Origin of the sequence: Streptomyces sp. NPDC088707 (genome assembly GCF_044752725.1) — a bacterium.
In the GTDB taxonomy this organism is placed as follows: domain Bacteria; phylum Actinomycetota; class Actinomycetes; order Streptomycetales; family Streptomycetaceae; genus Streptomyces.
In genome coordinates this window covers 12,409-35,415 of the sequence record NZ_JBIVLV010000013.1, presented here as the reverse complement: position 1 = coordinate 35,415, position 23,007 = coordinate 12,409, and the positions used below count along the sequence as shown (strand labels likewise).

The 23,007-nt window shown below is 73.1% G+C and carries 16 protein-coding genes; 10 read left to right on the top strand and 6 right to left on the bottom strand.

Annotation, left to right across the window (positions count from 1 at the left end; translation table 11 throughout):
- Window positions 1–53: 53 nt before the first annotated feature.
- The gene (locus tag ACIP84_RS32065) at window positions 54–536 is read right to left on the bottom strand and encodes a DUF456 domain-containing protein (RefSeq protein WP_355960065.1); all 483 of its coding nucleotides are present in this window, start codon (window positions 534–536) and stop codon (window positions 54–56) included.
- A 216-nt stretch (window positions 537–752) separates the two neighbouring features.
- Window positions 753–1,736 (bottom strand): helix-turn-helix domain-containing protein, encoded by a 984-nt coding sequence (locus tag ACIP84_RS32060; RefSeq protein WP_401802660.1) that lies wholly within the window; start codon window positions 1,734–1,736, stop codon window positions 753–755.
- A gap of 233 nt (window positions 1,737–1,969) precedes the next feature.
- Here ACIP84_RS32060 and ACIP84_RS32055 point away from each other — a divergent pair, with 233 nt between their 5' ends.
- The 4 genes from ACIP84_RS32055 (at window position 1,970) to ACIP84_RS32040 (ending at window position 9,800) form a co-directional block, all read left to right on the top strand.
- Complete coding sequence (locus ACIP84_RS32055) at window positions 1,970–5,731, top strand: S8 family peptidase (RefSeq protein ID WP_401802659.1); 3,762 nt, start codon at window positions 1,970–1,972, stop codon at window positions 5,729–5,731.
- A gap of 123 nt (window positions 5,732–5,854) precedes the next feature.
- Entirely contained in the window at window positions 5,855–7,540 is a 1,686-nt protein-coding gene (locus ACIP84_RS32050) for a protein phosphatase 2C domain-containing protein (RefSeq protein WP_401802656.1), read from the top strand.
- Between the two features lie 41 nt (window positions 7,541–7,581).
- Complete coding sequence (locus ACIP84_RS32045; RefSeq protein WP_355969517.1) at window positions 7,582–9,324, top strand: pyruvate dehydrogenase; 1,743 nt, start codon at window positions 7,582–7,584, stop codon at window positions 9,322–9,324.
- A gap of 71 nt (window positions 9,325–9,395) precedes the next feature.
- Window positions 9,396–9,800: an ATP-binding protein gene (locus tag ACIP84_RS32040; protein ID WP_355969520.1), complete on the top strand. Its 405-nt coding sequence runs from the start codon at window positions 9,396–9,398 to the stop codon at window positions 9,798–9,800.
- Window positions 9,801–9,840: 40 nt separating this feature from the next.
- On the opposite strand, the gene ACIP84_RS32035 is transcribed toward ACIP84_RS32040, so the two are convergent.
- Window positions 9,841–10,965, bottom strand: a complete 1,125-nt coding sequence (locus tag ACIP84_RS32035; protein ID WP_355969521.1) for a DUF2637 domain-containing protein — start codon at window positions 10,963–10,965, stop codon at window positions 9,841–9,843.
- Window positions 10,966–11,168: 203 nt separating this feature from the next.
- On the bottom strand, window positions 11,169–12,035 hold the full coding sequence (locus ACIP84_RS32030) for a (2Fe-2S)-binding protein (RefSeq protein WP_401802653.1): 867 nt from the start codon (window positions 12,033–12,035) through the stop codon (window positions 11,169–11,171).
- A 194-nt stretch (window positions 12,036–12,229) separates the two neighbouring features.
- Between ACIP84_RS32030 and ACIP84_RS32025 the strand changes: the two genes are divergently transcribed.
- From ACIP84_RS32025 to ACIP84_RS32015, 3 genes are all read left to right on the top strand, one after another.
- Window positions 12,230–13,177, top strand: coding sequence for a GntR family transcriptional regulator (locus tag ACIP84_RS32025; protein ID WP_401802650.1), 948 nt, complete (start codon window positions 12,230–12,232; stop codon window positions 13,175–13,177).
- A gap of 61 nt (window positions 13,178–13,238) precedes the next feature.
- Complete coding sequence (locus ACIP84_RS32020; protein ID WP_401802648.1) at window positions 13,239–13,895, top strand: hypothetical protein; 657 nt, start codon at window positions 13,239–13,241, stop codon at window positions 13,893–13,895.
- 123 nt (window positions 13,896–14,018) lie between these two features.
- Window positions 14,019–15,695: a hypothetical protein gene (locus ACIP84_RS32015; protein ID WP_355969526.1), complete on the top strand. Its 1,677-nt coding sequence runs from the start codon at window positions 14,019–14,021 to the stop codon at window positions 15,693–15,695.
- Window positions 15,696–15,783: 88 nt separating this feature from the next.
- Here the strand turns inward: ACIP84_RS32015 and ACIP84_RS32010 are convergent, their stop codons facing one another.
- Both ACIP84_RS32010 and ACIP84_RS32005 read right to left on the bottom strand, forming a co-directional pair.
- On the bottom strand, window positions 15,784–16,572 hold the full coding sequence (locus tag ACIP84_RS32010; RefSeq protein WP_401802646.1) for a hypothetical protein: 789 nt from the start codon (window positions 16,570–16,572) through the stop codon (window positions 15,784–15,786).
- 304 nt (window positions 16,573–16,876) lie between these two features.
- Window positions 16,877–18,574 (bottom strand): PucR family transcriptional regulator, encoded by a 1,698-nt coding sequence (locus ACIP84_RS32005; RefSeq protein WP_401802645.1) that lies wholly within the window; start codon window positions 18,572–18,574, stop codon window positions 16,877–16,879.
- A 308-nt stretch (window positions 18,575–18,882) separates the two neighbouring features.
- Here ACIP84_RS32005 and ACIP84_RS32000 point away from each other — a divergent pair, with 308 nt between their 5' ends.
- The 3 genes from ACIP84_RS32000 to ACIP84_RS31990 are packed head-to-tail and all read left to right on the top strand — an operon-like array spanning window position 18,883 to window position 22,774.
- Window positions 18,883–19,773 (top strand): xanthine dehydrogenase family protein subunit M, encoded by an 891-nt coding sequence (locus ACIP84_RS32000; RefSeq protein WP_306327754.1) that lies wholly within the window; start codon window positions 18,883–18,885, stop codon window positions 19,771–19,773.
- A gap of 2 nt (window positions 19,774–19,775) precedes the next feature.
- Window positions 19,776–20,372: a (2Fe-2S)-binding protein gene (locus ACIP84_RS31995; protein ID WP_401802644.1), complete on the top strand. Its 597-nt coding sequence runs from the start codon at window positions 19,776–19,778 to the stop codon at window positions 20,370–20,372.
- 2 nt (window positions 20,373–20,374) lie between these two features.
- Window positions 20,375–22,774: a xanthine dehydrogenase family protein molybdopterin-binding subunit gene (locus ACIP84_RS31990; protein WP_401802643.1), complete on the top strand. Its 2,400-nt coding sequence runs from the start codon at window positions 20,375–20,377 to the stop codon at window positions 22,772–22,774.
- Window positions 22,775–23,007 lie beyond the last annotated feature (233 nt).

Sequence of the window (23,007 nt, the reverse complement as noted above, 5' to 3'; positions counted from 1 at the left end):
CCGGGGCGGATCGGCGGCGGGGCCCACCCCGCCTCCCTCTTCCGTCCTAGGACTCAGCCCCAGAGCACCGCTCCGGCCCACGCCCCCACGACGAGCAGGCAGGCGAACAGCTCCACGAGGACGCTCGTGCCGGCCGCCCGCATCACCGTCCGGGTGGCCGCCCTGGCCTGCCCGTGGCCGCCGAGCCGGAGGCGTTCCGAGAGGTAGATCCCGCCGACGAAGCCGGGGATCGCGCCGAGCACCGGCACCAGGACGAAGCCCAGGAGGGCGCCCGCGCCGGCGTACGTCACCATCCGCCGGGTGATGCCCACGCCCCGGAAGCGACGGGGCGGCAGCTGCCACACGACCACCTGGGTGAGCAGCAGCAGACCGGTCGTGGAGGCGAGCAGGAGCCAGGCGAGGTCGGTCCGCTCGTGCAGGGACCACCAGAGCATCGCGGCCCACACCAGCCACGTCCCCGGCACGCCGGGGGCCAGCACCCCGAACACGCCGAGCAACATCACCGTCGCGACCATCAGGAGCTGCCACACACCCACCCGCCCAGGGTCCCCCACAACGGGCGTCCGCGCAGGTCGCGGCAGGCATCCGGGTACGGCGAGGGGACCTCCGGAACCCGGTGGGGCGGGGGCGCCGACACGGCGCGCACACCCACGGCCGGCGCGCGGACGCCGCGCGCCCACGGACGGCGCCTGCTCGGCCGCGCGCCTGCTCCGCCGCGCGTCGGGCGCGCGCCTGCTCGGCCGCGCGCCCTCTCAGCCGCGCGCCACCCAGCCCTTCTCGTACGCGTGCCAGCCCAGCTGCAGCCGGGTCGTCACCCCGGTCAGCTCCATCAGGCCCTTCACCCGGCGCTGCACCGTCCGGAGCCCCAGGTCCAACTGCTTGGCCACGCTCGCGTCCGTCATCCCGGCGAGCAGCAGCGACAGGATCTCCAGGTCCATGACGTCCGGCCCGGGCGCCTCCTCCTCGGTGATCTGCGCACCCGCCCCGAGTCTCAGCGGCAGCGCGTCCCGCCACACCGACTCGAACAGGCCCATCAGCGATTCCAGGAGCCCGCTCGCGTGCACGACGATCGCCGCCGGCTCCGCGCCCCGCCCGGTCAGCGGCACCATCGCCAGGTTCCCGTCGGCGACCACCAGCTTCGTCGGGACCCGGTCCGCGACCCGGATCCGCTCCTCACGGCTGAGCGCCGCCGAGAGTTCGAGCAGCCCGGACGGAAGCGTCAGCACCTCCCGCTCGATCACCACCCGGTAGCGCACTCCCCGCCCGGCGGCCTGTTCCTCGGCGTCGTTCTCCATGCCGGAGACCGCGATCGGCTTGCCCGTCACCAGGGCGCAGACCTCGTCCTGGGCGCCCAGCTGGAGCTGGAGGAAACGATGGGTGACGGCGCTCGCGCCGGTCACCACCTCCACCAGGTCGTGCACGGCCGCCTCCTCGGCCTCCGCCCGGTACTCCTCGGCCAGCAGCGCCGCCGCCAGCTCCGCCTGCTCCAGCTCATGGCGCTGCTGGGTGAGGAGGGCGCCCAGGGCCACCCCCGGCGGCGCCGCCACCCACCGTCCGGTCCTGGCCGAGGACTGAGCGGCGAGGCCCTGCGACTCCAGGCGGCGCAGCGCCCGCTCGGTGTCCCGCTCGGGCAGCGCGAGCCGGTGCGCCAGGTCGGTCACCTCGGCCGCGCCCAGCGCGACCAGCGCCCGGTACGCGGACTCCTGGCGCTCGTCGAGTCCTATCGCTCCCAGCATGGATGCCCCACCCCTCGCCCTACCTCCGGCGGCGCGCCCCGGATCTTCCCAGGACATTCACCGGAGGCATTCGTTCCGTTGGTGACCTGGCGGGAAACGGCCACGGCGTATTCCCGCCTCGCCCATCATCCCTGTACCGCCCTCACCTCTGCCAATGTGGCGCCACCGCAGCACCAACAGCCTCCGGAGACGGGTGTCTTGTGCCCTTTATCCGGAATCAGATGGGGAGAGCGATGCGCCCGATTTCGCGTACGGCCCTGGGGGCGGCGACCGCCGTCGTCCTGGCCGTCACCGCGGTCGCGCCGTCCGTGGCGAACGAGCCGCAGGACGACACGGCCGGCAAGCGACCGCTGGTAGGGAGCGAGGCCGCGGCCCGCGCCGGGGACCGTCCCGTCACGGTGACCCTGGTCACCGGGGACCGCGTCGTGGTCGGCCGCGACGCCGAAGGCAACCCCTCCGCCACCGCCCTGCCGCGCGAGGACGGAACCGTCCCCCTGGTCCAGACCCGCCACTCCGGCCAGGACCTGTACGTCTACCCCGAGGGCGCCACCGACGCGCTCGCGGCGGGCCGCGTCGACCAGGAGCTCTTCAACGTCACCGGCCTCGTCCGGCAGGGCTACGACGACGCCGCCAGCACGACGCTGCCCCTCATCGCGGTCTACGGCTCCGACCTCGCCCGCTCCGTCCCCGCCGCCCCGCGCGGCGCCCGGCGCGGCCAGGTCCTCAGGACCGTCGACGGCGTCGCGCTCACGGCGGAGAAGAAGCAGGCCGCCACGTTCTGGGCCGAGGTGAACACCCCCACGGCCCGCTCCGCCTCCGGAATCAAGAAGCTCTGGCTCGACCGCAAGGTCCAGGCCACCCTGGAGCGCTCGACGAAGCAGGTCCACGCCCCCGAGGCCTGGGCCGCCGGCTACGACGGCAAGGGCACCAAGGTCGCCGTCCTCGACACGGGCGCCGACGCCGAGCACCCCGACCTCAAGGGCCGGATCGCCGCCTCGGAGAACTTCACCGACTCCGACAGCACCGACGACCGCCAGGGCCACGGCACCCACACCCTCTCCACCGCCGGCGGCTCCGGCGCCGCGAGCGACGGCCGGAAGAAGGGCGTCGCGCCCGGCGCGCAACTCCTCAACGGCAAGGTCCTCAACGACTCCGGCTCCGGCGCCGCCTCCTGGATCATCGCGGGCATGGAATGGGCCGTCGCCCAGGGCGCCGACGTCGTCTCGATGAGCCTCGGCAGCCCCGTGCCCACCGACTGCACCGACCCGATGAGCCTCGCGGCCGAGGAACTCGCTCAGAACAAGGGCACGTTGTTCGTCATCGCCGCCGGAAACTCGGGCCCCACCCTCAACACGGTCTCCTCGCCCGGCTGCGCGCCCAGCGTGCTCACCGTCGGCGCCACCGACCGCGACGACTCCACCGCGTACTTCTCCAGCCGCGGTCCGACGATCGTCAACCACACCCTCAAGCCCGAGATAGCGGCGCCCGGTGTCGACATCTCCGCCGCCGCGGCCGGCGGCCGGGGCGTCTACGCCTACCAGTCGATGTCCGGTACGTCGATGGCCACCCCGCACGTCGCGGGCGCCGCCGCCATCGTCAAGCAGCGCCACCCCGACTGGACCGCCCAGCAGGTCAAGGCCGCGCTCGTCGCCTCAGCCGAGAGCTCCGTCCCCGGCGACGTCCGCGAGGTCGGCGGCGGCCGCCTCGACGTCAAGGCCGCGATCGACCAGACGGTCCTCGGCTCGCCCGCCGTCCAGGGCGGCACCTACAACTGGCCGCAGGACAGGACCGACCGCACCACGGTCTCCGTCCCGTACACCAACACCTCCGGCGCTCCGGTCACCCTGGACCTGGCCGTCGAGAAGGTCACCGGCAACGACGGATCCCGGGTGCGGAGTTCGGTCGCCCGCCTCGGCAAGCGCACCGTCGCCGTCCCCGCCGGCGCCACCGTCCAGGTCCCGCTGGAGCTCGACCCCACGGCCCGCCTGGACCGCGCCCAGTACGGTGACGTCACCGGCCGCGTGGTCGCCACCGGCAAGGGCGGCATCCATGTCTCCACCCCGTTCTCGCTGTATGTCGAGCCCGAAACGGTCACCCTCCGGGTCAAGTTGATCGACCGTCAGGGGAAGCCCGCCGCCGGCGCCTCCTCCCTCGACGTCATCGGCACCGACGTCGCCAGTGGCGAGCGCCGCTTCAACGACGGCGCCACCGACCAGGTCTACCGCGTCCGCCCCGGCAGCTACTTCCTCTCCTCCTTCGTCACCACCCCCGACGCGGGGGAGGGCGCCACGCTGAACGACTCGCTCAGCTACCTCGGCCGCCCGCAGCTGGAGGTCAGGAAGGACACCACCGTCGTCCTCGACGCCCGCAAGGCCCACAAGCTGTCGGTCGCGACCGACAAGGCCTCCGAGGCCCGAGGCACCACCCTCGCGTTCGCCCGGTCGTGGGACGACTTCTGGCTGCACTCCGGCACCGCGGCCGGCGGCCGCACCATCCGCGGCTACTACGCCTCCGTCGAAGGAGCGGCCCGCGAGGGCGACTTCGAGTTCGGCAGCTACTGGCGGACCGCCGCCCCGCTGATCTCCTCGCTCCGCACCACCGACGGCCTGACCCTGCACCCGGTCACCGCCTCCACCGGCTCCGACAACCTCGACGGCACCGGCTCCGCAGGTCTCGTGGACGCGGGCACCGGCACCCCGGAGGAGCTCAAGGCCGCCGGCGTCCAGGGCCGCATCGCCCTGGTCCGCTTCCCCGACACCTCCAACTCGGCGTCCACGGTGGCCCGTAACGCCAAGGCCGCGGGCGCGGTCGCCGTCCTCGCGTACCGCACCGGCCCCGGCCGCTGGTACCCCTCGGGCGGCTTCGTCGGCGCCGGCTTCCCGGTCCTCGCCGTCGACTCCACCGAGGGCGCGGCCCTGCTCGGCAAGCTCGCCTCCGGCCAGGTCGGCCTCTCCTGGAAGGCCACCGCGAAGAGCCCGTACCTCTACAACCTCGCCTTCCCCGAGACGGGGTCGATCCGCGGCGACAAGAACTACCGCGTCCGCGACGCGCGGCTCGGTCGCACCGAGTCGACCTACCGCGCCATGGGCCTCGCCGGCGACTTCATCGACTTCGGCGGCGCCTCCCGGCCCAACGGCACGTCCGTCTCCTTCGGCGACCTCGCGCCGGTCTCCGCCCCGGGCACCCGTACCGAGTACTACACCGCCGGTGACACGAGCTGGGACCGGATGCTGTCCTCCAGCTTCCCGTTCGGCGAGTACATGATCGGCACCCCGCGCACGTACAAGGCCGGCGAGCGGCGCACCGAGCGCTGGTACGACGGGGTCGTCGCCCCCACCGCCCCGCGCGACAGCACCGGCAAGCCGGTCCTCGTCGCCGAGCGCCAGGGCGACTACATCGGCTTCTCCGCCGCGATCTGGGGCGACAACACCCACCACGGCGAGGCCGGTTCCTTCGGGGACATCGGCAACGTCCGCCTGAGCCGTGACGGCGAGGTGCTCGGCGAGAGCGGCTGGCCGTTCGGCGCCTTCCCGGTGCCCGCCGACGAGGGCACGTACACCCTCGAACAGAACGTCATGAAGATCGGGAGCAAGGTGTGGGCCCGCTCGAACTCCGTCAGTTCGGTATGGAAATTCACCTCCAAGCTTGACGAGAGCGTCTATTCTCAGGGCATCCCGATTCTCTTCCCCCGGTACGACCTTCCGGAGGACGGACTCAAGACCCTCGCCGCGACCGACGGCCAGCACATCGGCCTCACCGCGACGGGTCACGCGGGCTACACTCCCGCGGCGCTCACCTCGGCCAAGCTCTCGTACTCCTACGACGGGGGCACGACCTGGACCGAAGCGCAGGTCTCTCAGCAGGGCGGCCACTGGACCGCGACCGTGAACCACACGGGCGCGACCGGTAAGCAGGTCACCCTGAAGACCGAACTGGCGGACGCCAAGGGCAACTCCGTCACCCAGACCGTGGTCCGCGCCTACGACGTGCGCTGATCACGCCGGTCCGCCGGGCGTCCTTCCCGTGGGGGGTGGGGCCGCCCGGCGGACCACCCATTTGCAGCAACGGTTTTCCTGATGTCCCGTTTTCGGGCGCCCCCCGCGGTGGACAATAAGGGCATGACTCAGCAGGGGGACGACAACTGGTGGGACAAGCTCTACGACGAGTCGGCGCCGGACACGGCCCCGACGGCGTCGGGTGACACCCTCGACGACCACTTCACCACGGCGACCCGCGCCACCGCGGGTCCGCCGGGTGCGACTCCGGGCCCGGCGCCGGACCCGTGGGCCACGGCGGCCGTCCCGATCCCGGTGCCGCCGCCGAAGGCCGCCGCACCGCCGAGCCCGCCCGCCGCACCGCCGAGCCCGCCCGCCGCACCGCCGAGCCCGCCCACCGCACCGCCGAGCCCGCCCACCGCGCCGCCCGCCCCGTCCTCGCCGCCGGTGGCCGCCGCGCCGCCCCCGCCGCCCGGCCCCGCGGTACCCGTCGTGCCCGGACGGGCGCCCTGGGAGGCACGGCAGGAGGGCCAGCAGACCTTTCCCGCCCCGCCTCCTCCGCCCCCGCCCGCCCCGCCCGTCGAGACGCCCACCGTCCAGGTGCAGGTGCCCGGGGGACCGGACGACCGCGAGGTGATCGAGACCGGATTCGATCCCGCGTCCGACTCCGACTCCGACTCCGGGCCCGGGCCCGGGGCCGGATCCGGGTCCAGGTCCGGGTCCGCGTCCGCGTCCCCTTCCGGGTCCGGCGACGAGGCCCCGGCCGGCGGGCCCGACTCCCGTTCCGACCTCACCGTCGAGGCCTCCGTGCCCCGGCCCCGTACCGGATACGTCGGCAGCCGGCCGCCCACCTACGAGCCCGAGCCGACCGCGCTGCCCGTCGCTCGGCCCGGGGAGCTCGGCGAGCTGGTGTCCGACACCGTGCTCGACGGCGCCCGGTACGGCACCTGCACCCTGCGGGCCGCCTCCGTGCGCGGTGACTCCGCGCGCTACCGGGGCGAGCCGCGCCGCGACGCCCTGCTCACCGCCCGCTTCGGCCACGACGAGACCGCGCTCGTCCTCGTCGCCGTCGCCGCGGGCTCCCGCGCCGCCGAGGACGCCCATCTCGCCGCCGCCGACGCCTGCCAGTGGATCGCCGAGGCCGTCTGCCGCAGCCACGCCCGGCTCTCCGAGGACATCAGGTCCGGCCGCCGCGGCGACCTCAAGTCGGGACTCCACCGGCTCACCGACCGTACCTACGGCAAGCTCCGCACCCGCGCCGCCGAGCGCGGCCTCGCCCCCGACGAGTACACCGCGACCCTCCGCTGTCTGCTCGTCCCCGCCGACCCCGACTGCCGCACCCGGGTCTTCTTCGGCATCGGCGGCGGCGGTCTCTTCCGGCTCCGCGACGGCGCCTGGCAGGACATCGAACCGCTGCTGCCCGAGCCGGCCGCCGTCACCGGCGCCCCCGTCGTGGGCTTCGGTTCGCCGCCTCCTCAGGACGTGGCGGCCGAGACCGAGGAGGGCGACCGGCTCACCATGGACCTCGGCATCACCACCGCACCGGGACCGCTCGTCGAGGAGCCCGTACCGCCGCCCGCCGAGCCGTTCCGCTTCCGCGCGTCCGTCGCCCGCCCCGGCGACACTCTGCTCCTCGCCTCGCCCGGTCTCGCGGAGCCGATGCGCGGCGAACCCGCCCTCGCCCGCGAACTCGCCGCCCGCTGGGCCGACGCCGAGGCGCCCGGACTCGCCGCGTTCCTCGCCGACACCCAGCTGAGGGTGACCGGATACGCCGACGACCGTACGGGGGTGGGTGTCTGGGAGGCGTAATCCACCGGGCGCAACCCGCCGGGCCGTGGGTTGATGGAGCCATGGCCAAACAGAACGTGGCGGAGCAGTTCGTCGACATCCTCGTCCGCGCGGGAGTCCGGCGCCTCTACGGCGTCGTCGGCGACAGCCTGAACCCCGTCGTCGACGCGATCCGCCGTACCCCCTCGATCGACTGGATCCAGGTGCGGCACGAGGAGACCGCTGCCTTCGCCGCCGGCGCCGAGGCCCAGATCACCGGGGACCTCGCCGCCTGCGCCGGCTCCTGCGGCCCGGGGAACCTGCACCTCATCAACGGCCTGTACGACGCCCACCGCTCGATGGCCCCGGTCCTGGCCCTCGCCTCGCAGATCCCGTCGAGCGAGATCGGCCTGGGCTACTTCCAGGAGACCCACCCCGACCAGCTGTTCCGCGAGTGCAGCCACTACAGCGAGCTCATCTCCAACCCGAAGCAGATGCCCCGGCTGCTGCACACTGCGATCCAGCACGCCGTCGGCCGCCGCGGCGTCAGCGTGGTCGCGCTGCCCGGTGACATCGCCTCCCAGCCGGGCCCGGAGAAGGCGGTGGAGACCGCGCTCGTCACCTCCCGGCCGACCGTCCGCCCGGGGGACGCCGAGATCGACGCCCTGGTCCGGATGATCGACGCGGCCGACCGGGTGACGCTCTTCTGCGGCAGCGGGACGGCCGGGGCGCACCCCGAGGTGATGCAGTTCGCCGAGCGGGTCAAGTCTCCCGTCGGCCACGCCCTGCGGGGCAAGGAGTGGATCCAGTACGACAATCCGTACGACGTCGGCATGAGCGGACTGCTCGGCTACGGCGCCGCGTACGAGGCCACCCACGAGTGCGATCTGCTGATCCTGCTCGGCACCGACTTCCCGTACAACGCCTTCCTGCCCGACGACGTCAAGATCGTCCAGGTGGACGTCAGGCCCGAGCACCTCGGCCGCCGCTCCCGGCTCGACCTCGCCGTCTGGGGTGACGTCCGGGAGACCCTGCGCTGTGTGATCCCCCGAGTCCGGGCGAAGACCGACCGGCGCTTCCTCGACAAGATGCTCAAGAAGCACGCCGACGCGCTCGAAGGCGTGATCAAGGCCTACACCCGCAAGGTCGAGAAGCACGTCCCGATCCACCCCGAGTACGTGGCCTCCCAGATCGACGAACTCGCCGACGACGACGCCGTGTTCACGGTGGACACCGGGATGTGCAACGTCTGGGCTGCCCGCTACCTCAGCCCCAACGGGCGGCGCAGGATCATCGGTTCGTTCAGCCACGGCTCGATGGCCAACGCGCTGCCGCAGGCGATCGGCGCTCAGTTCACCGACCGGAACCGGCAGGTGGTCTCGCTCTCCGGCGACGGCGGATTCTCCATGCTGATGGGCGACTTCCTCACCCTCGTGCAGTACGACCTGCCGGTGAAGGTGATCGTCTTCAACAACTCCTCGCTCGGCATGGTCGAGCTGGAGATGCTGGTCTCCGGGCTTCCCTCGTACGGAACGACGAACAAGAACCCGGACTTCGCGGCCATCGCCCGCGCCGCCGGGGCCTACGGCGTACGGGTCGAGAAGCCCAGGCATCTGGCGAGCGCGCTCAAGGACGCCTTCAAGCACAAGGGCCCGGCGCTGGTGGACGTCGTCACCGACCCCAACGCGCTCTCCATCCCCCCGAAGATCAGCGCCGACATGGTGACCGGCTTCGCCCTCTCCGCCAGCAAGATCGTCCTGGACGGGGGAGTGGGCCGGATGGTCCAGATGGCCCGCTCCAACCTGCGCAACGTGCCCCGACCCTGAGGGAATGCGGCCGTGTCGGCGGGGCATGCATCCCCGTGAGCCTGTTCGACGCGATCTGTGGGTGGGGGGATATGGCCGGGGAGGCACGACAGCCGACTCAACTGCTCAGAAAGGTGGGATGCGCGGATCTCACCGCGGTGCCGGAGGTGCGGCATGCCTTGCGTGAACTGCTGCGGAAATGGGGCGGACCGGGCGCCTCCGACGTCGCCGAACTGCTCACCAGCGAGCTGGTGACCAACGCCCTGATCCACACCGAGCACGGGGCCGTCGTGACGGCGACGGTCGTGCCCGAGCAGCTGAGGGTCGAGGTCCGCGACTTCGTCCCCGGTATCGCACCACCGCACGTACCGCCCGCCGACGACGGTACGCACGGCAGGGGGCTGATCCTCGTCGAGGCCCTGGCCGACTCCTGGGGGGTCGAGAACCACGGGGTGGGCAAGGTGGTGTGGTTCGAACTGAACGGCGGGGCCGCCTGAGAGGCGGCCCCGCCGTTCCGCGGTGGACAGAGCGGTCTGCTCAGCCGAACTGCTGCTCCAGGTCCTTGAGCTTGCGCTCCAGGGAGTCGAGACGGGGCAGCGTCTGGGTGTCGTCCTCCGCGGTGAGATCCACCGTCCGGGAGTCACCCGTGGGGAGGTCACGTCCTCCGACGGCTTGGAGGGAGGGCCGGGGTCGAAGCGGCAGTTGTCCCGGATCCGCTATGGCCGGTTCCGCGACGGCGGCCTGCACGGGCGCCGACGCGGAACCGGAACCCGAGCCGCCGCCGGACCCCGGACCCTGGCCCGTGCCTGAGCCCGAGGTGGCGTTGAGCGCCGCCATCTCCACCTGACGGCCGCCACCCCTGCCGAGCCCGAAGGCGCGGTGCTGGCGGTTGATCGCCTTCAGCCGTGCCCGGTCGAGCTTGACCTGGTCGCGCCGGCGGATCCGGTTCTGCTCCTTCTCCCGCCGGTCCTCGCGCACCTCGTCGACGGCCTCGTCCAGGGTCCGTACGCCTTCCAGCAGCATCAGCGACCAGGCGGCGAACGTCTCCCGCGGTGCCCTCATCCACCGCACGATCCGGATCTGCGGCAGCGGGCGGGGCACCAGGCCCTGCTCGCGCAGCGCGGCCCTGCGGGTCTGCTTGAGCGCCCGGTCGAAGAGGACCGCCGCCGAGAGGGACATGCCCGCGAAGAACTGCGGCGCCCCGTCGTGACCCAGGCCGCGCGGAGCGTGCACCCAGTTGAACCAGGCCGCCGCGCCCGCGAACAGCCAGACGAGCAGCCGCGAGCCGAGGGCCGCGTCGCCGTGGCTGGCCTCGCGGACCGCGAGCACCGAGCAGAACATGGCGGCGCCGTCGAGGCCGAAGGGGACGAGGTACTCCCAGCCGCCGGTGAGGTTGAGGTTCTGCCGGCCGAAGCCGACGAGACCGTGGAAGGACAGGGCCGCGGCGACCGCGGCACAGCAGAAGAGGAGGACGTAGGAAGCGGTGCCGTACACGGCTTCCTTGCGTCTGCGGCGCTCCTCGCTGCGTTCCCAGGAGTCCTCGGCCGCGGCCTGGTCACCGGCGCGCTTCCCGCGCGCGAGCACCGCCACCGCCGTCAGGACTCCGGCCACCATGACGCCACCCGGAAGCAGCCAGTCCAGCGATATGTCGGTCAGTCTCATGCGGTGTCCCTTGCATCGCAGTAGGGCGTTTGGCGGCCATACTGGCCGACCCCGCGGGGTGCTCAAGGGGTTTCCGGGCAAGAGCACGCCATCGGGGCGCCACGGCATACGAATAGGTGCGATCTGGTCGAACGCCCATGCAGGGGAAGATGCTTGAGTTCGATTTACGCCACCCGTCCGGGTGGCGTAATCACTCGGGAGCCTCAGGCGGTCGCCGTGAGCCGACGGACCCGCTCGGCGTCGCACGTGCGCGGACAGGTGATGCAGGTGTCCTCGGGGCGCAGCGTGTAGAAGAAGCAGCAGGTCGCCCGGTCGCGCGTGGCGCGCGGGGCGCCGTCCGGCCCCTCGGTGCCGGGCAGTTCGCGGAAGCCCGCCGCGCCCGCGTAGGGCTTGTACGGCTTGACGGTGCCCGGCATCAGCAGGTCGAGCTCGTCCATCGCCCGCCGCTCCTCGCCGAACAGGGCGCCGACGTACCAGAGGCCTTCGACGATCTCGTCCGTGGCCATCCCCCACAGGGCGCGGCGGCCGCGCCGCATCCGGGAGCCGAAGCCGTCGAGGATCGCCTCGAAGTGCTCGGCGAGCGAGGCGCGCACCTCGGCCCGCAGCGCGTCCTCGTCGGGGACCACCCGGGCGCCGGGGAGCGACGCCGCGGGGTCGCCGGGCAGGCAGGCGAACTCCTCCACCCGGACGGCCATCCGCCCGAGCGCCCGCTGGAACGACACGTTCCGTGCGGGCAGCCGGGGCACCCTGCGGTCCAGGAACCAGGGGACGGTGACGAGCAGGCAGGCGGGCCAGGCGTACCGGTGCAGGCCGAAGCTGGCGACGACGTCGGGGCGGGCCTGGGTGCCGTAGTCGCGCAGCACCTGCGCGTTGTCCCAGGCGAGGAAGGCGTCGAGGTCGGGGCCGCCGGCCGCGAGCTCGTCCGCGCCGACCCAGCCCGCGCCGCGCGGCAGCCGGTCGCCGTGGGCGTGTTCCTCTATCCGGAGATGGGGGAAGACCTCGGCGAGCCGGGCGTAGGCGGCCGCGACAGGTGAGGTCGGGGAGGCGGGCAACAGGGCGGGGACGGTCATGCGGACCACCGAATCGCGAGCGTTGGCAGGTTAGCCTTACCTTACCCGATTCGACGTCGCCTCTCACCACCGGCCAAGGGCCCCCGACCAGCGAGGCAGCCCTCACATCCCTGATGCCGGTGCGTTCGCCTATGGTGCACAGAGGACCCGCGCGACGCGAGCCGGGCCCGGCACGAGGCCGCAGGAGGACCCGGGTGGAGCAGGGCGCAGCGCGCGAGCGGGCGACGGAGAGACCGTCCCCGCCCCTCGGCGACGCCGCGCGGGACCCGGAGGAAGCCGTACGGGTGCCCGAACAGGCGCGTGCCGAGTCCGCCCGGGGTGAGCACACCCATGGCGAGCCGGACGCGCCCGGTGTCGCTCCTTCTCACGGTGTCGCCCCCGCGTCCGGTGCCGCCCCCGGGTCCGGTGCCGCCCCCGGGTCCGGTGCCGCCCCCGCGTCCGGTGCCGCCCCGGCTCCCGTCCCCGCGCGTGCCTCCACGCATGCTCCCGTCCCCGCGCGTGCGCCCGTCCCCGCCGCCCGTGTCGTACGGCACTCCGTCCGCGGTCAGATCCTCGACGCGCTCCGCACCGCCCTCGTCGGTGGCGAGCTCGTCCCCGGCGAGGTGTACTCCGCCCCCGCTCTCGGCGAGCGGTTCGGCGTCTCGGCCACCCCGGTCCGCGAGGCCATGCAGCGCCTCGCCGTCGAGGGCGCCGTCGAGGTCGTGCCGAACCGGGGCTTCCGTGTCACCGAGCGGACCCCCCGCGAGCTCGCGGAGCTCGCCGAGATCCGCGCGCTCATCGAGGTCCCCGTCATGCTGCGGCTCGCCCGCACCGTCCCCGCCGCCCGCTGGGCCGAGCTCCGCCCGCTCGCCGAGGCGACCTCGACCGCCGCGGCCCGGGGCGACCGCGCCCACTACGCCGAGGCCGACCGGGCCTTCCACCGGGCGGTCCTCTCCCTCGCCGGGAACGAGCAGCTGCTCGCCGTCGCCGACGACCTCCACCGCCGTTCCCAGTGGCCCCTGATCAGCGCGCCCGTCGTGCGCCACGGTGTGCTCGTCGCCGACGCCGCCGAGCACACCGCTCTGCTCGACGCCCTGATCGCCCACGACCTCGCGGTCGTCGAGTCCCTCGTCCGCGAACACTTCACCGGCTCGAACGCCTGAGCGCCCGGGTCCGCTAGGGTTGATGATCATGTCAACCGGCGGAGTCACAGGGGGAGTCAGGATGCGGACGGGCGTACGGGGGATCGCCGTCGCGGCGGCGATGGTGGTCGCACTCACGGGATGTGGGGGCGGCGAGGGAACCGATCCGGTCCTGGACGACGCGGTCTCGGGGGCCGCGGAGGGCAAGGAGAAGGTGCCGGCGACCACACTGGACGCGACCGGGCTCGTCAACGCCCTCCCGGTGTCCTCCGACTTCGACAACGGCACGTTCACCGGCGACGACCCCGAGCTGGTCCCGGAGGCCGAGGCCGCGAAGTTCTGTGCCGACAGGCTGGAGGACGTGGACTGCGCCGGGGTGAAGGCCGCGAGCATCAAGGACCTGGTCCTGGCCGGTTCCTCCTCGGACGAGGGGGCCACCTTCACGCTCTACACCTTCGGTTCGGAGGCGGAGGCGACCGCCGTGCTCAAGGCCGTGGAGAAGGCGAGGATGTCCTCGACGGGCGAGGCCGGCACCTTCACACCGGTGAAGGCCGAGACCGGGGCCGACGAGACGTACGCCTTCGAGCGGGACGACTACGTCGGCGTCTACATGCGCATCGGCACCGTGGTGTCCTACGTGAGCACCCACCGGTTCGGACCGGAGCAGGCCGAAGGCGCCGCCCAGGTCCAGGTCGGCCGGCTCAAGGTCGTCGCCGGAGGCGGCGACCCCGACGCCTGACCGCCCCGAGAAGCCGCGGAAGCTCCCCGAAGCCCGTCCCCGCGACGGGGCGGTCCCGGGGGCCCGCGCCCATTAAGGTCAAGGGCGACAGCCGCCCGTACCGCGTCGCCCGTGAGGTGCCCCATGCCGTCCGCGACCCCGTCCCCGGCGGACGGAGGCCGACCCGTCACCGGTACGGAGACCGAGGCCACCGCCCTGCTCGGCTGGCTCACCGACCCCGAGGCGCCGCGGCTCTGTCTCGTCACCGGTGCCCCCGGCAGCGGCAAGACGGCTCTGCTCGGCTGGTTCGCCAAACACGGCCCGCGGGCCGGCCGGCCGCGCCGCCGCACGGCCCGGGTGCTCGTCCCGCTGGCCGGACAGAGCGCCCTCGGCGCGACCTGGACGATCGCCGACCGGCTGGGCGTGGTGGCCCGGTCGCCCGGCGACCTCGTGCACGCCCTCGCCACCAGCGAGGCCCGGCCCGCCGGCCGCGCCGTCCTCCTCCTCACCGATCTGCACGCCGCCGCCGAACCCGCCGCGCTCACCGATCTGATCGGCGAGCTCGCGGGCGTCGGCCGGGTCCGGCTCGTGGTCGAGGCCCGCAGCGGCACCCCGGCCCCCGCAGCCCTGCGCACCGACCGACGGGTCGCCGTCGTGGACCTCGACGGCGACGACGGCGCCCCCGGCCCCGGCGCCCCCGAGCGGGCCGGGCCGGTGCCGGACCTCTCCGACCCGGTGGCCGTGTGCACGGCCGACCCTCTCCTCGTCACCACGGCGTATGTCACGGGGGCGGCCGCCGCCGGCCTCCCGGGCACGCTCGACGGCCCCGAGGTGCCCGCCCGCCCCGGTGAGAACGCCGCCGAGGACCACGGCGGTCTCCGGGCCGCCTGGATGCGGGCCGGCCAGTCCCTCTGTCGCGAACAGGCCCCGGCGGAAAGGGCGTTGGTACTTCTCTCCGCTCTCGGCGACGGTGCCGACCCCCGGCTGCGTCCCGCGCTCGCCGAACTCGCCGAGGGCTCGCCCTGGCGGCTCCGCTGGGCCAGGCACCGCGGCGACCTGACCCCGCCCTGGCCGGGTCCCGTCACCGTCCTCGGCGCGGCGGGCGGCCCGTTGGAGGGGACGCTGCTCGTCGGCGACCGCACCGGCGCCGTACGGCTCCTCCACGAGGCCGACGCGAGCCCGGCGGGCCGTCTCGCCCACACCGTGGCCGGCCGGGTCACCGCGCTCGCGCCCGCGCCCGACGGCACCGTGCTGCTCCTGGACGACCGGGGCCGGCTGCACACGGTACGGGGGGCGACGCCGCGGGCCCCGTATCTGGAGCGCCTCACGGAAGCGGTCTCGGCGACCCTGGCCCGTCACCCGGGAACGGCCCTCGCGGCGATCGCGGGTTCGGTCGTGGTGGGGGACCGGCTGGGCTCGGTGCACGCCTTCGGCCTGCGGGGCCTGCACCAGGCCGCCTCGCACAGCGGCCGGGTCACGGCGGTCGCGGCGGTGGACTCCGAGACCCCGTTCGTCTGCTCCGGCGGGGCCGACGGGACCGTCCGGCTCTGGACCCCGGGCCGTGATCCGCGCCCCGAGCCCCTCACCGAACGGCCCTCGCCGGTGGTCTCCCTGCACGCGACGGAGACCCCGCACGGTCCGCTGATCGCCGTCGCCTGGGGCGACGGCCTCGTCGAACTCCACCGCCCGGAGGGCGGCCCGACGCTCTCGTTCCGCCCGGGCCCCCCGGTCCGCGCGGTCGCCGTCACCGGCGCCGGCTCCCTGCTCATCGGCACCGACGAGAGCCTGGTGTGCCTCGCGCCTCGGCGCACGACGTCCTGAGAGATCCGTCCTGCGGGACTCCTCTTGAGGGGGCCGTCCTGATGGGTGTACCTGAGGGGACGTCACCAGCCTTTCGTGCGGAGGGGCTTCAGGTGGCCGGCTGGGGTGTCAGCTGGCTCGCGAGCCAGGTCGGCACGCCACCCAGGAGGCGGAACAGGCGGCGGGCCTCGGCGCGCAGCCGCCCCGCCTCCGGTTCGGTCTCCGTGGTGGCGAGGGCGGTGAGGGCCGGAGCCGTACCGACCAGATAGCCCAACTCCTCCCGGATGCGCAGCGATTCGGCGAAGCCATGCCGCGCCTCCGTCAACTCGCCCTCCCTCAGGGCGAGTCCGGCGAGATGTCGCCAAGTGGACGACAGCAGAAGCGAGTCGCCCTGCTCGGTGGCCCCGGCGTGCGCCCTGCGGTACGCGGCACGGGCCGCCTGCGGGGAGTCGCCGAGGTTCTGCGCGATGAGCCCGCGCCGCAGGTCGAGCAGCGGCCGGCCCTCCGCGGACGGGGCGATCAGGGCGGCCGCCCGGCCCAGTGCCATCCGCGCCTCGTCGGCCCGGTCGCGTACCCCCAGAAGCGTCGACGCGTAGGCCAGGTAGCCCCGTTCGCAGGCAGCGGCCCCGCGTTCCTCGTCGGTGCCGGCCACCGCCTCGGCCGCCCGGAGCGCCTCCTCCGCGTCGGCCCAGCCCTGTTCCGTGTAGAGGCAGCGCTCGATCAGCAGCGCGGCCCGTTCGAGTGCGGCGGCCGGTTCGGTCGCGTGGGGCGCGAGGAGCGCGGCCGCGTCCGTCCAGCAACCCCGGGAGCGGAGCCGCCATATGGCGGTCTCCACGGGAGTCTCCTTGCCGTAGGCGAGGGACGGATCTCCGCCGCCCCCTGATTCGGAACCAGACATGGCGGTATCCGCCACATTGCCCTCCCCGAGCGCGCCATTGAGCTGTTGAGTGAGACCCGCATCTCAGCACGAAGGGGAGTACCTGGCCAAGGGGTCAGGTGAAAGAATTCACAAGAGTCCGGCGGATCGGTGTACCGCTGTCCGGACCGTGGCCGAAACAGCGCCGGACGCCCACCGGGCCCGTGATCAGGCCCCGCCGGGGACCGCCGGCCGGCCCGGCCGACAGGCCCCCACCGGCCCGGACGTCACTCCGTCGGACTCGCCCGAAGGGGTGAATCCGCGTGCCACCTCCGGGGTCATCCGATCAGCTCATCCGCAGGGCGAGGAAGAAGTCGAGCTTGTCCTCGAGACGGGACAGATCACGGCCCGTGAGCTGCTCGATCCGGCCCACCCGGTACCGCAGCGTGTTCACGTGCAGGTGGAGCCTGGTCGCACAGCGGGTCCAGGAGCCGTCGCAGTCCAGGAAGGCCTCAAGGGTCGGGATCAGCTCCGCGCGGTGCCGGCGGTCGTAGTCGCGCAGCGGGTCGAGCAGCCGGGCCGTGAACGCGCGCCGGACGTCGTCCGGGACGAACGGCAGCAGCAGCACGTGCGAGGCGAGCTCGTGGTGGCCCGCGGCGCAGACCCGGCCCGGACGGGCCGCGGCGACCCGGCGGGCGTGCCGGGCCTCCTCCAGAGCGCCCCGCAGACCCTCCGCCGAGTGCACGGCGGCGCTGACACCGAGGGTGAGCCGCCCGTCGTCGGCGAGACCGGCCGACAGCGGAGCGCGTACGGCCGCGAGCAGCGCGTCCGCGTGCAGGCCGAGCGCGGTGGCCGGGCCGTCGTCCTCGCTGTCCGGCAGCGGACCCGCGGCCAGCGGGACCAGCGCGATGGCCTCGCCGCCGCTGTGCGCCACGGCGATCCGGTCGGCGGACTCGGCGCCCACGGTCGCCGGGTCGACGAGGATCTCCTCCAGGAGCGCCTGGGCGACCGGTCCGGCGTCCACGGCGGGGCTCTGCCCGGCCTCCTGCTCCCACTCGACCCTGGCGACGACCACCTGCCAGTGCGGGGCCGTGCCGAGCCCCGGCAGCAGCACGGGGGCGGCCACCCGCAGCCTGGCCGCGATCTCGGCGGGCGCGGCGCCCGTCTGCACCAGCTCAAGGACCTCCTGGGCGAGCCGGCGCCGTACCGTACGGGCCGCGTCGCGGCGGTCCCGCTCGACGGCGATCAGCTGGGTGACGCCCTGGAGCAGGTCGAGCCGGGCGGCCGGCCAGTCCCCGGCGTCCGCCTCGACGGCGAGCAGCCAGTCCGAGAGGACCGTCTCGCGCACGTCGCGGGAGGCGGGGGCGGCGCCCCGGCCGGTGTTGCGGATAGGGAAGAGGGAGTACGCCGTTCCGCCCGTGCTCAGCCGGTGCGGGCCGCGCCGTCCGGTCCGGGTGGCGGCCAGGTGCTCACCGGCGAGGGTGGCGGCCAGCGGGGCCGGAAGGGGCTCGCCCGCGCCCGCGATCTGGCGGCCGGTGGGGGAGAGGACCCAGGCCCGCAGGTCCAGGTCGGAGCCGAGCAGGTCGAGGACCACCTCGGGTCCGCCGCCCGCCGGTCCGGAGGTCATGAGCCGCCGGTGCCGGTCGACGACGGCCGCCAGGTCACCCGCCCGCTCGCCGGAGACCTGTCGAACAACGTGTTCGGTGATCGTCGCGAACGCAACGGTCTCGTTCACCGCGAACAGCGGCAGACGATGGCGCGAACACGCCTCTACGAGATCGTCGGGGATGTCGCCCAGCTCCGCCTCGCCCGCCGCGAGGCCGGCGACCCCCGCCGAGGCCAGGATCCGGACGAAGGGCTCGGCGTCGGCCGGCTCCCGCAGCCAGGCGAGGCCGGTCAGCACCAGCTCGCCGCCGGACAGGTACCGGCTGGGGTCCTTGAGGTCCGTCGTCATCACACCGCGGACGGTGCGGTCGAGCTCGTCCTCGCCGCCGAGCAGGCGCAGCCCGAGCGCGTCGTTCTCCAGCAGTGCGCGCAGCCGCATCGTGTCGCCGCCGTTCCTTCGTCAGTGGGTGGTGGGGTTGTCGCGTTGTCGACGGTGGCGTGGGGCCACCGTTTCCAGGGGAAAACAGCGAGGTAACCGTTCCCCGCCTTTCGTTCGAATCTACAAGACGACGACGGGACCCAGCCAACTCCTTCATGTTTTCGGTGACTGCACCCGGGCGAGCGTCGGCTTGTGTACTAGGCCACACACCGCGTTAACAGCACATGAACGTGAAGTCGAGGACCGGCCGTCCCCCCGGAACCCTGCGCACGACCCCCGATCACCAGAATCACTAGAAGAGAGCCACCATGGACTTCCTTCGCCCCGCCAGCTGGGAGGAGGCGCTCGCCGCCAAGGCAGAGCACCCCACGGCCGTGCCCCTTTCGGGTGGTACGGACGTCATGGTCGAGATCAATTTCGACCACCGGCGGCCCGAGTACCTCCTGGACCTGAACCGCATCGAGCTGCTGCGTGAGTGGGAGGTCGGCGAGGAGAACGTCCGCCTCGGCGCCGCCGTTCCGTACACCCAGATCATGGAGAACCTGCGGGCCGAGCTGCCGGGCCTGGCGCTCGCCTCGCACACGGTCGCCTCCCCGCAGATCCGCAACCGCGGCGGCGTCGGGGGCAACCTCGGCACCGCGTCGCCCGCCGGCGACGCCCACCCGGCCCTGCTCGCCGCGGGCGCCGAGGTCGAGGTCGAGTCGGTGCGCGGCAACCGGTTCATCCCGATCGACGAGTTCTACACGGGCGTGAAGCGCAACGCGCTGCAGCCCGACGAGCTCATCAAGACCGTCCACATCAAGAAGGCGGACGGCCCCCAGCAGTACTCCAAGGTCGGCACCCGCAACGCGATGGTCATCGCGGTCTGCGCCTTCGGCCTGGCCCTGCACCCGGAGACCCGGACGGTGCGCACCGGCATCGGCTCCGCCGCGCCGACCCCGATCCGCGCCAAGGAGGCCGAGGCCTTCCTGAACGCGGCTCTGGAGGAGGGCGGCTTCTGGGACAGCGGCAAGATCATCACTCCGTCGATCGCGAAGCAGTTCGCCGACCTCTGCTCGGGCGCCGCCAACCCGATCGACGATGTCCGAGGCACCGCCAAGTACCGCCGCCACGCCGTCGGCATCATGGCCCGCCGCCAGCTCGGCTGGACCTGGGAGCAGTACCGCGGCACCGGCCGCACGCTTGAGGGAGCTGCATAACCATGCGCGTCAATTTCACGGTCAACGGACGTCCGCAGGAAGCCGACGACGTCTGGGAGGGCGAGTCCCTCCTCTACGTCCTGCGTGAGCGGATGGGCCTGCCCGGCTCCAAGAACGCCTGCGAGCAGGGCGAGTGCGGTTCCTGCACGGTCCGCCTCGACGGAGTGCCGGTCTGTTCCTGCCTCGTCGCGGCCGGACAGGTCGAGGGCCGCGAGGTCGTCACCGTCGAGGGCCTCGCCGAGTTCGCCAAGGAGCGTTCCGAGCACGCCGGTTGCCCCTCCGGCGCCTGCGGCACCTCGCTCGACGCGGCCAAGAAGTGGGAAGCCAGGCCCGGCCAGGACTCGCAGACCGGCGAGGGTGTCGAACTCTCCCCGATCCAGCAGGCGTTCATCGACGCCGGCGCCGTCCAGTGCGGTTTCTGCACCCCCGGTCTGCTGGTCGCGGCCGACGAGATGCTGGAGCGCAACCCGTCCCCGACGGACGCGGACATCCGCGAGGCGCTCTCCGGCAACCTCTGCCGCTGCACCGGTTACGAGAAGATCCTCGACGCGGTCCGCCTCGCGGCCGCTCGCCAGGAGCGTCAGGGAGAGGCGGTCTGACGATGGCTCAGAACACACGCACCGTTCCGGTGGGCACGCCCACCGAAGTCACGCAGAACCACGTCAAGGGCGGCATCGGCGAGTCCACGCTCCGCCCGGACGGCACCCTCAAGGTCACCGGTGAGTTCGCGTACTCCTCGGACATGTGGCACGAGGACATGCTGTGGGGCCAGATCCTGCGCTCCACCGTCGCGCACGCCGAGATCGTGTCCATCGACACGACCGAGGCCCTCACGATGGACGGCGTCTACGCCGTCCTGACCCACGAGGACCTGCCCGCCGCGAAGAACTACGGCATGGAGTTCCAGGACACCCCGGTCCTCGCCTACGGCAAGGTCCGGCACCACGGCGAGCCCGTCGCCCTCGTGGCCGCCGACCACCCCGAGACCGCCCGCCGCGCCGCAGCGAAGATCAAGATCGAGTACCGGGAGCTCCCGGTCATCACGGACGAGGCCTCGGCCACCGCTCCGGACGCGATCCTGGTCCACGAGGGCCGCGACGACCACCACTCCGGTCACGTCCCGCACCCGAACATCGTGCACCGCCAGCCGATCATCCGCGGCAACGCGGCCGAGGCCGCCAAGCGGGCCGACGTCATCGTCACCGGCGAGTACACCTTCGGCATGCAGGACCAGGCCTTCCTCGGCCCGGAGTCCGGCCTCGCCGTGCCGGCCGAGGACGGCGGCGTCGACCTGTACGTCGCCACCCAGTGGCTGCACTCGGACCTCAAGCAGATCGCCCCCTGCCTCGGCCTGCCCGAGGAGAAGGTCCGCATGACGATGGCCGGCGTCGGCGGCGCGTTCGGCGGTCGCGAGGACATCTCCATGCAGATCCTCGCGTCCATCCTCGCGCTGCGCACCGGCAAGCCGGTCAAGATGGTCTACAACCGGTACGAGTCCTTCTTCGGGCACGTCCACCGGCACCCGGCGAAGCTCTGGTACGAGCACGGCGCCACCAAGGACGGCAAGCTCACGCACATGAAGTGCAAGATCGTGCTCGACGGCGGGGCCTACGCCTCGTCCACGGCATCGGTCGTCGGCAACGCCTCGTCCCTCTCGGTCGGTCCGTACGTCATCGAGGACGTCGAGATCGAGGCGATCGGCCTCTACACCAACAACCCGCCCTGCGGCGCGATGCGCGGCTTCGGCGCGGTCCAGGCCTGCTTCGCCTACGAGGCCCAGATGGACAAGCTCGCGGCGAAGCTGGGCATGGACCCGGTGGAACTGCGCCAGCTCAACGCCATGGAGCAGGGCACGATCATGCCGACCGGCCAGGTCGTGGACTCGCCGGCCCCGGTCGCCGAGCTGCTGCGCCGGGTCAAGGCCCGCCCCATGCCGCCGGAGCGCCAGTGGGAGACCGCCGGCGAGGGTGCGGACGTCCGCGCGCTGCCGGGCGGCCTGTCCAACACCACGCACGGCGAGAGCGTCGTGCGGGGCGTCGGCTACGCCGTCGGCATCAAGAACGTCGGCTTCTCCGAGGGCTTCGACGACTACTCGACCGCCAAGATCCGCATGGAGGTCATCAACGGCGAGGCCGTCGCCACGGTCCACACCGCGATGGCGGAGGTCGGCCAGGGCGGTGTCACCATCCACGCGCAGATCGCCCGCACCGAGCTCGGCGTCCAGCAGGTCACCATCCACCCCGCCGACACCCAGGTGGGCTCGGCCGGTTCGACCTCCGCGGGCCGCCAGACGTACATGACCGGCGGCGCCATCAAGAACTCCTGCGAGATCGTCCGGGAGAAGGTCCTGGAGATCGGCCGGCGCAAGTTCGGCTCGTACCACCCGGCCTGGGCCAACGCCGAACTGCTCCTGGAGGGCGGCAAGGTCGTCACCGACGGCGGCGAGGCGCTCGCCTCCATCGCGGACGTCCTCGGCGACCAGTCGGTGGAGGTCGAGGAGGAGTGGCGGCACCGCCCCACCCAGGCCTTCGACCTCGTCACCGGCCAGGGCGACGGTCACGTCCAGTACGCCTTCGCCGCGCACCGCGCGGTGGTGGAGGTCGACACCGAGCTCGGCCTGGTCAAGGTCATCGAACTGGCCTGTGCCCAGGACGTCGGCAAGGCGGTCAACCCGCTCTCCGTCGTCGGTCAGATCCAGGGTGGCACCACCCAGGGCCTGGGCGTCGCGGTGATGGAGGAGATCATCGTCGACCCGAAGACCGCGAAGGTGCGCAACCCCTCCTTCACGGACTACCTGATCCCGACCATCCTCGACACGCCGACCATCCCGGTCGACTACCTCGAGCTGGCCGACCCCAACGCGCCGTACGGCGTGCGGGGCATCGGTGAGGCCCCGACCCTGTCGTCCACCCCGGCCGTCCTCGCGGCGATCCGGGCGGCGACGGGCCTGGAGCTCAACAAGACGCCGGTCCGCCCCGAGGCGCTGACCGGCACCCTCTAGGACTCTCCGGGCGGTACGTGCCTCCCAGGGAACGTCACACCTCCCCAGCCCGTACCGCCCGGAGTAACCCCCCGCAGTACCCCCGCAGTACCGCAGTACCGATTCACCCCGTTCGTCTCGGGCCGTCCCCCGGGTCGTGCAGCCCACGCAGCATCCCAAATCCCGCAACTTCAGCAGATCAGAAGTCCTTCGAAGTCTGACGCGGGTGCCCCTTTGAACCTTGGGAGTAGGCC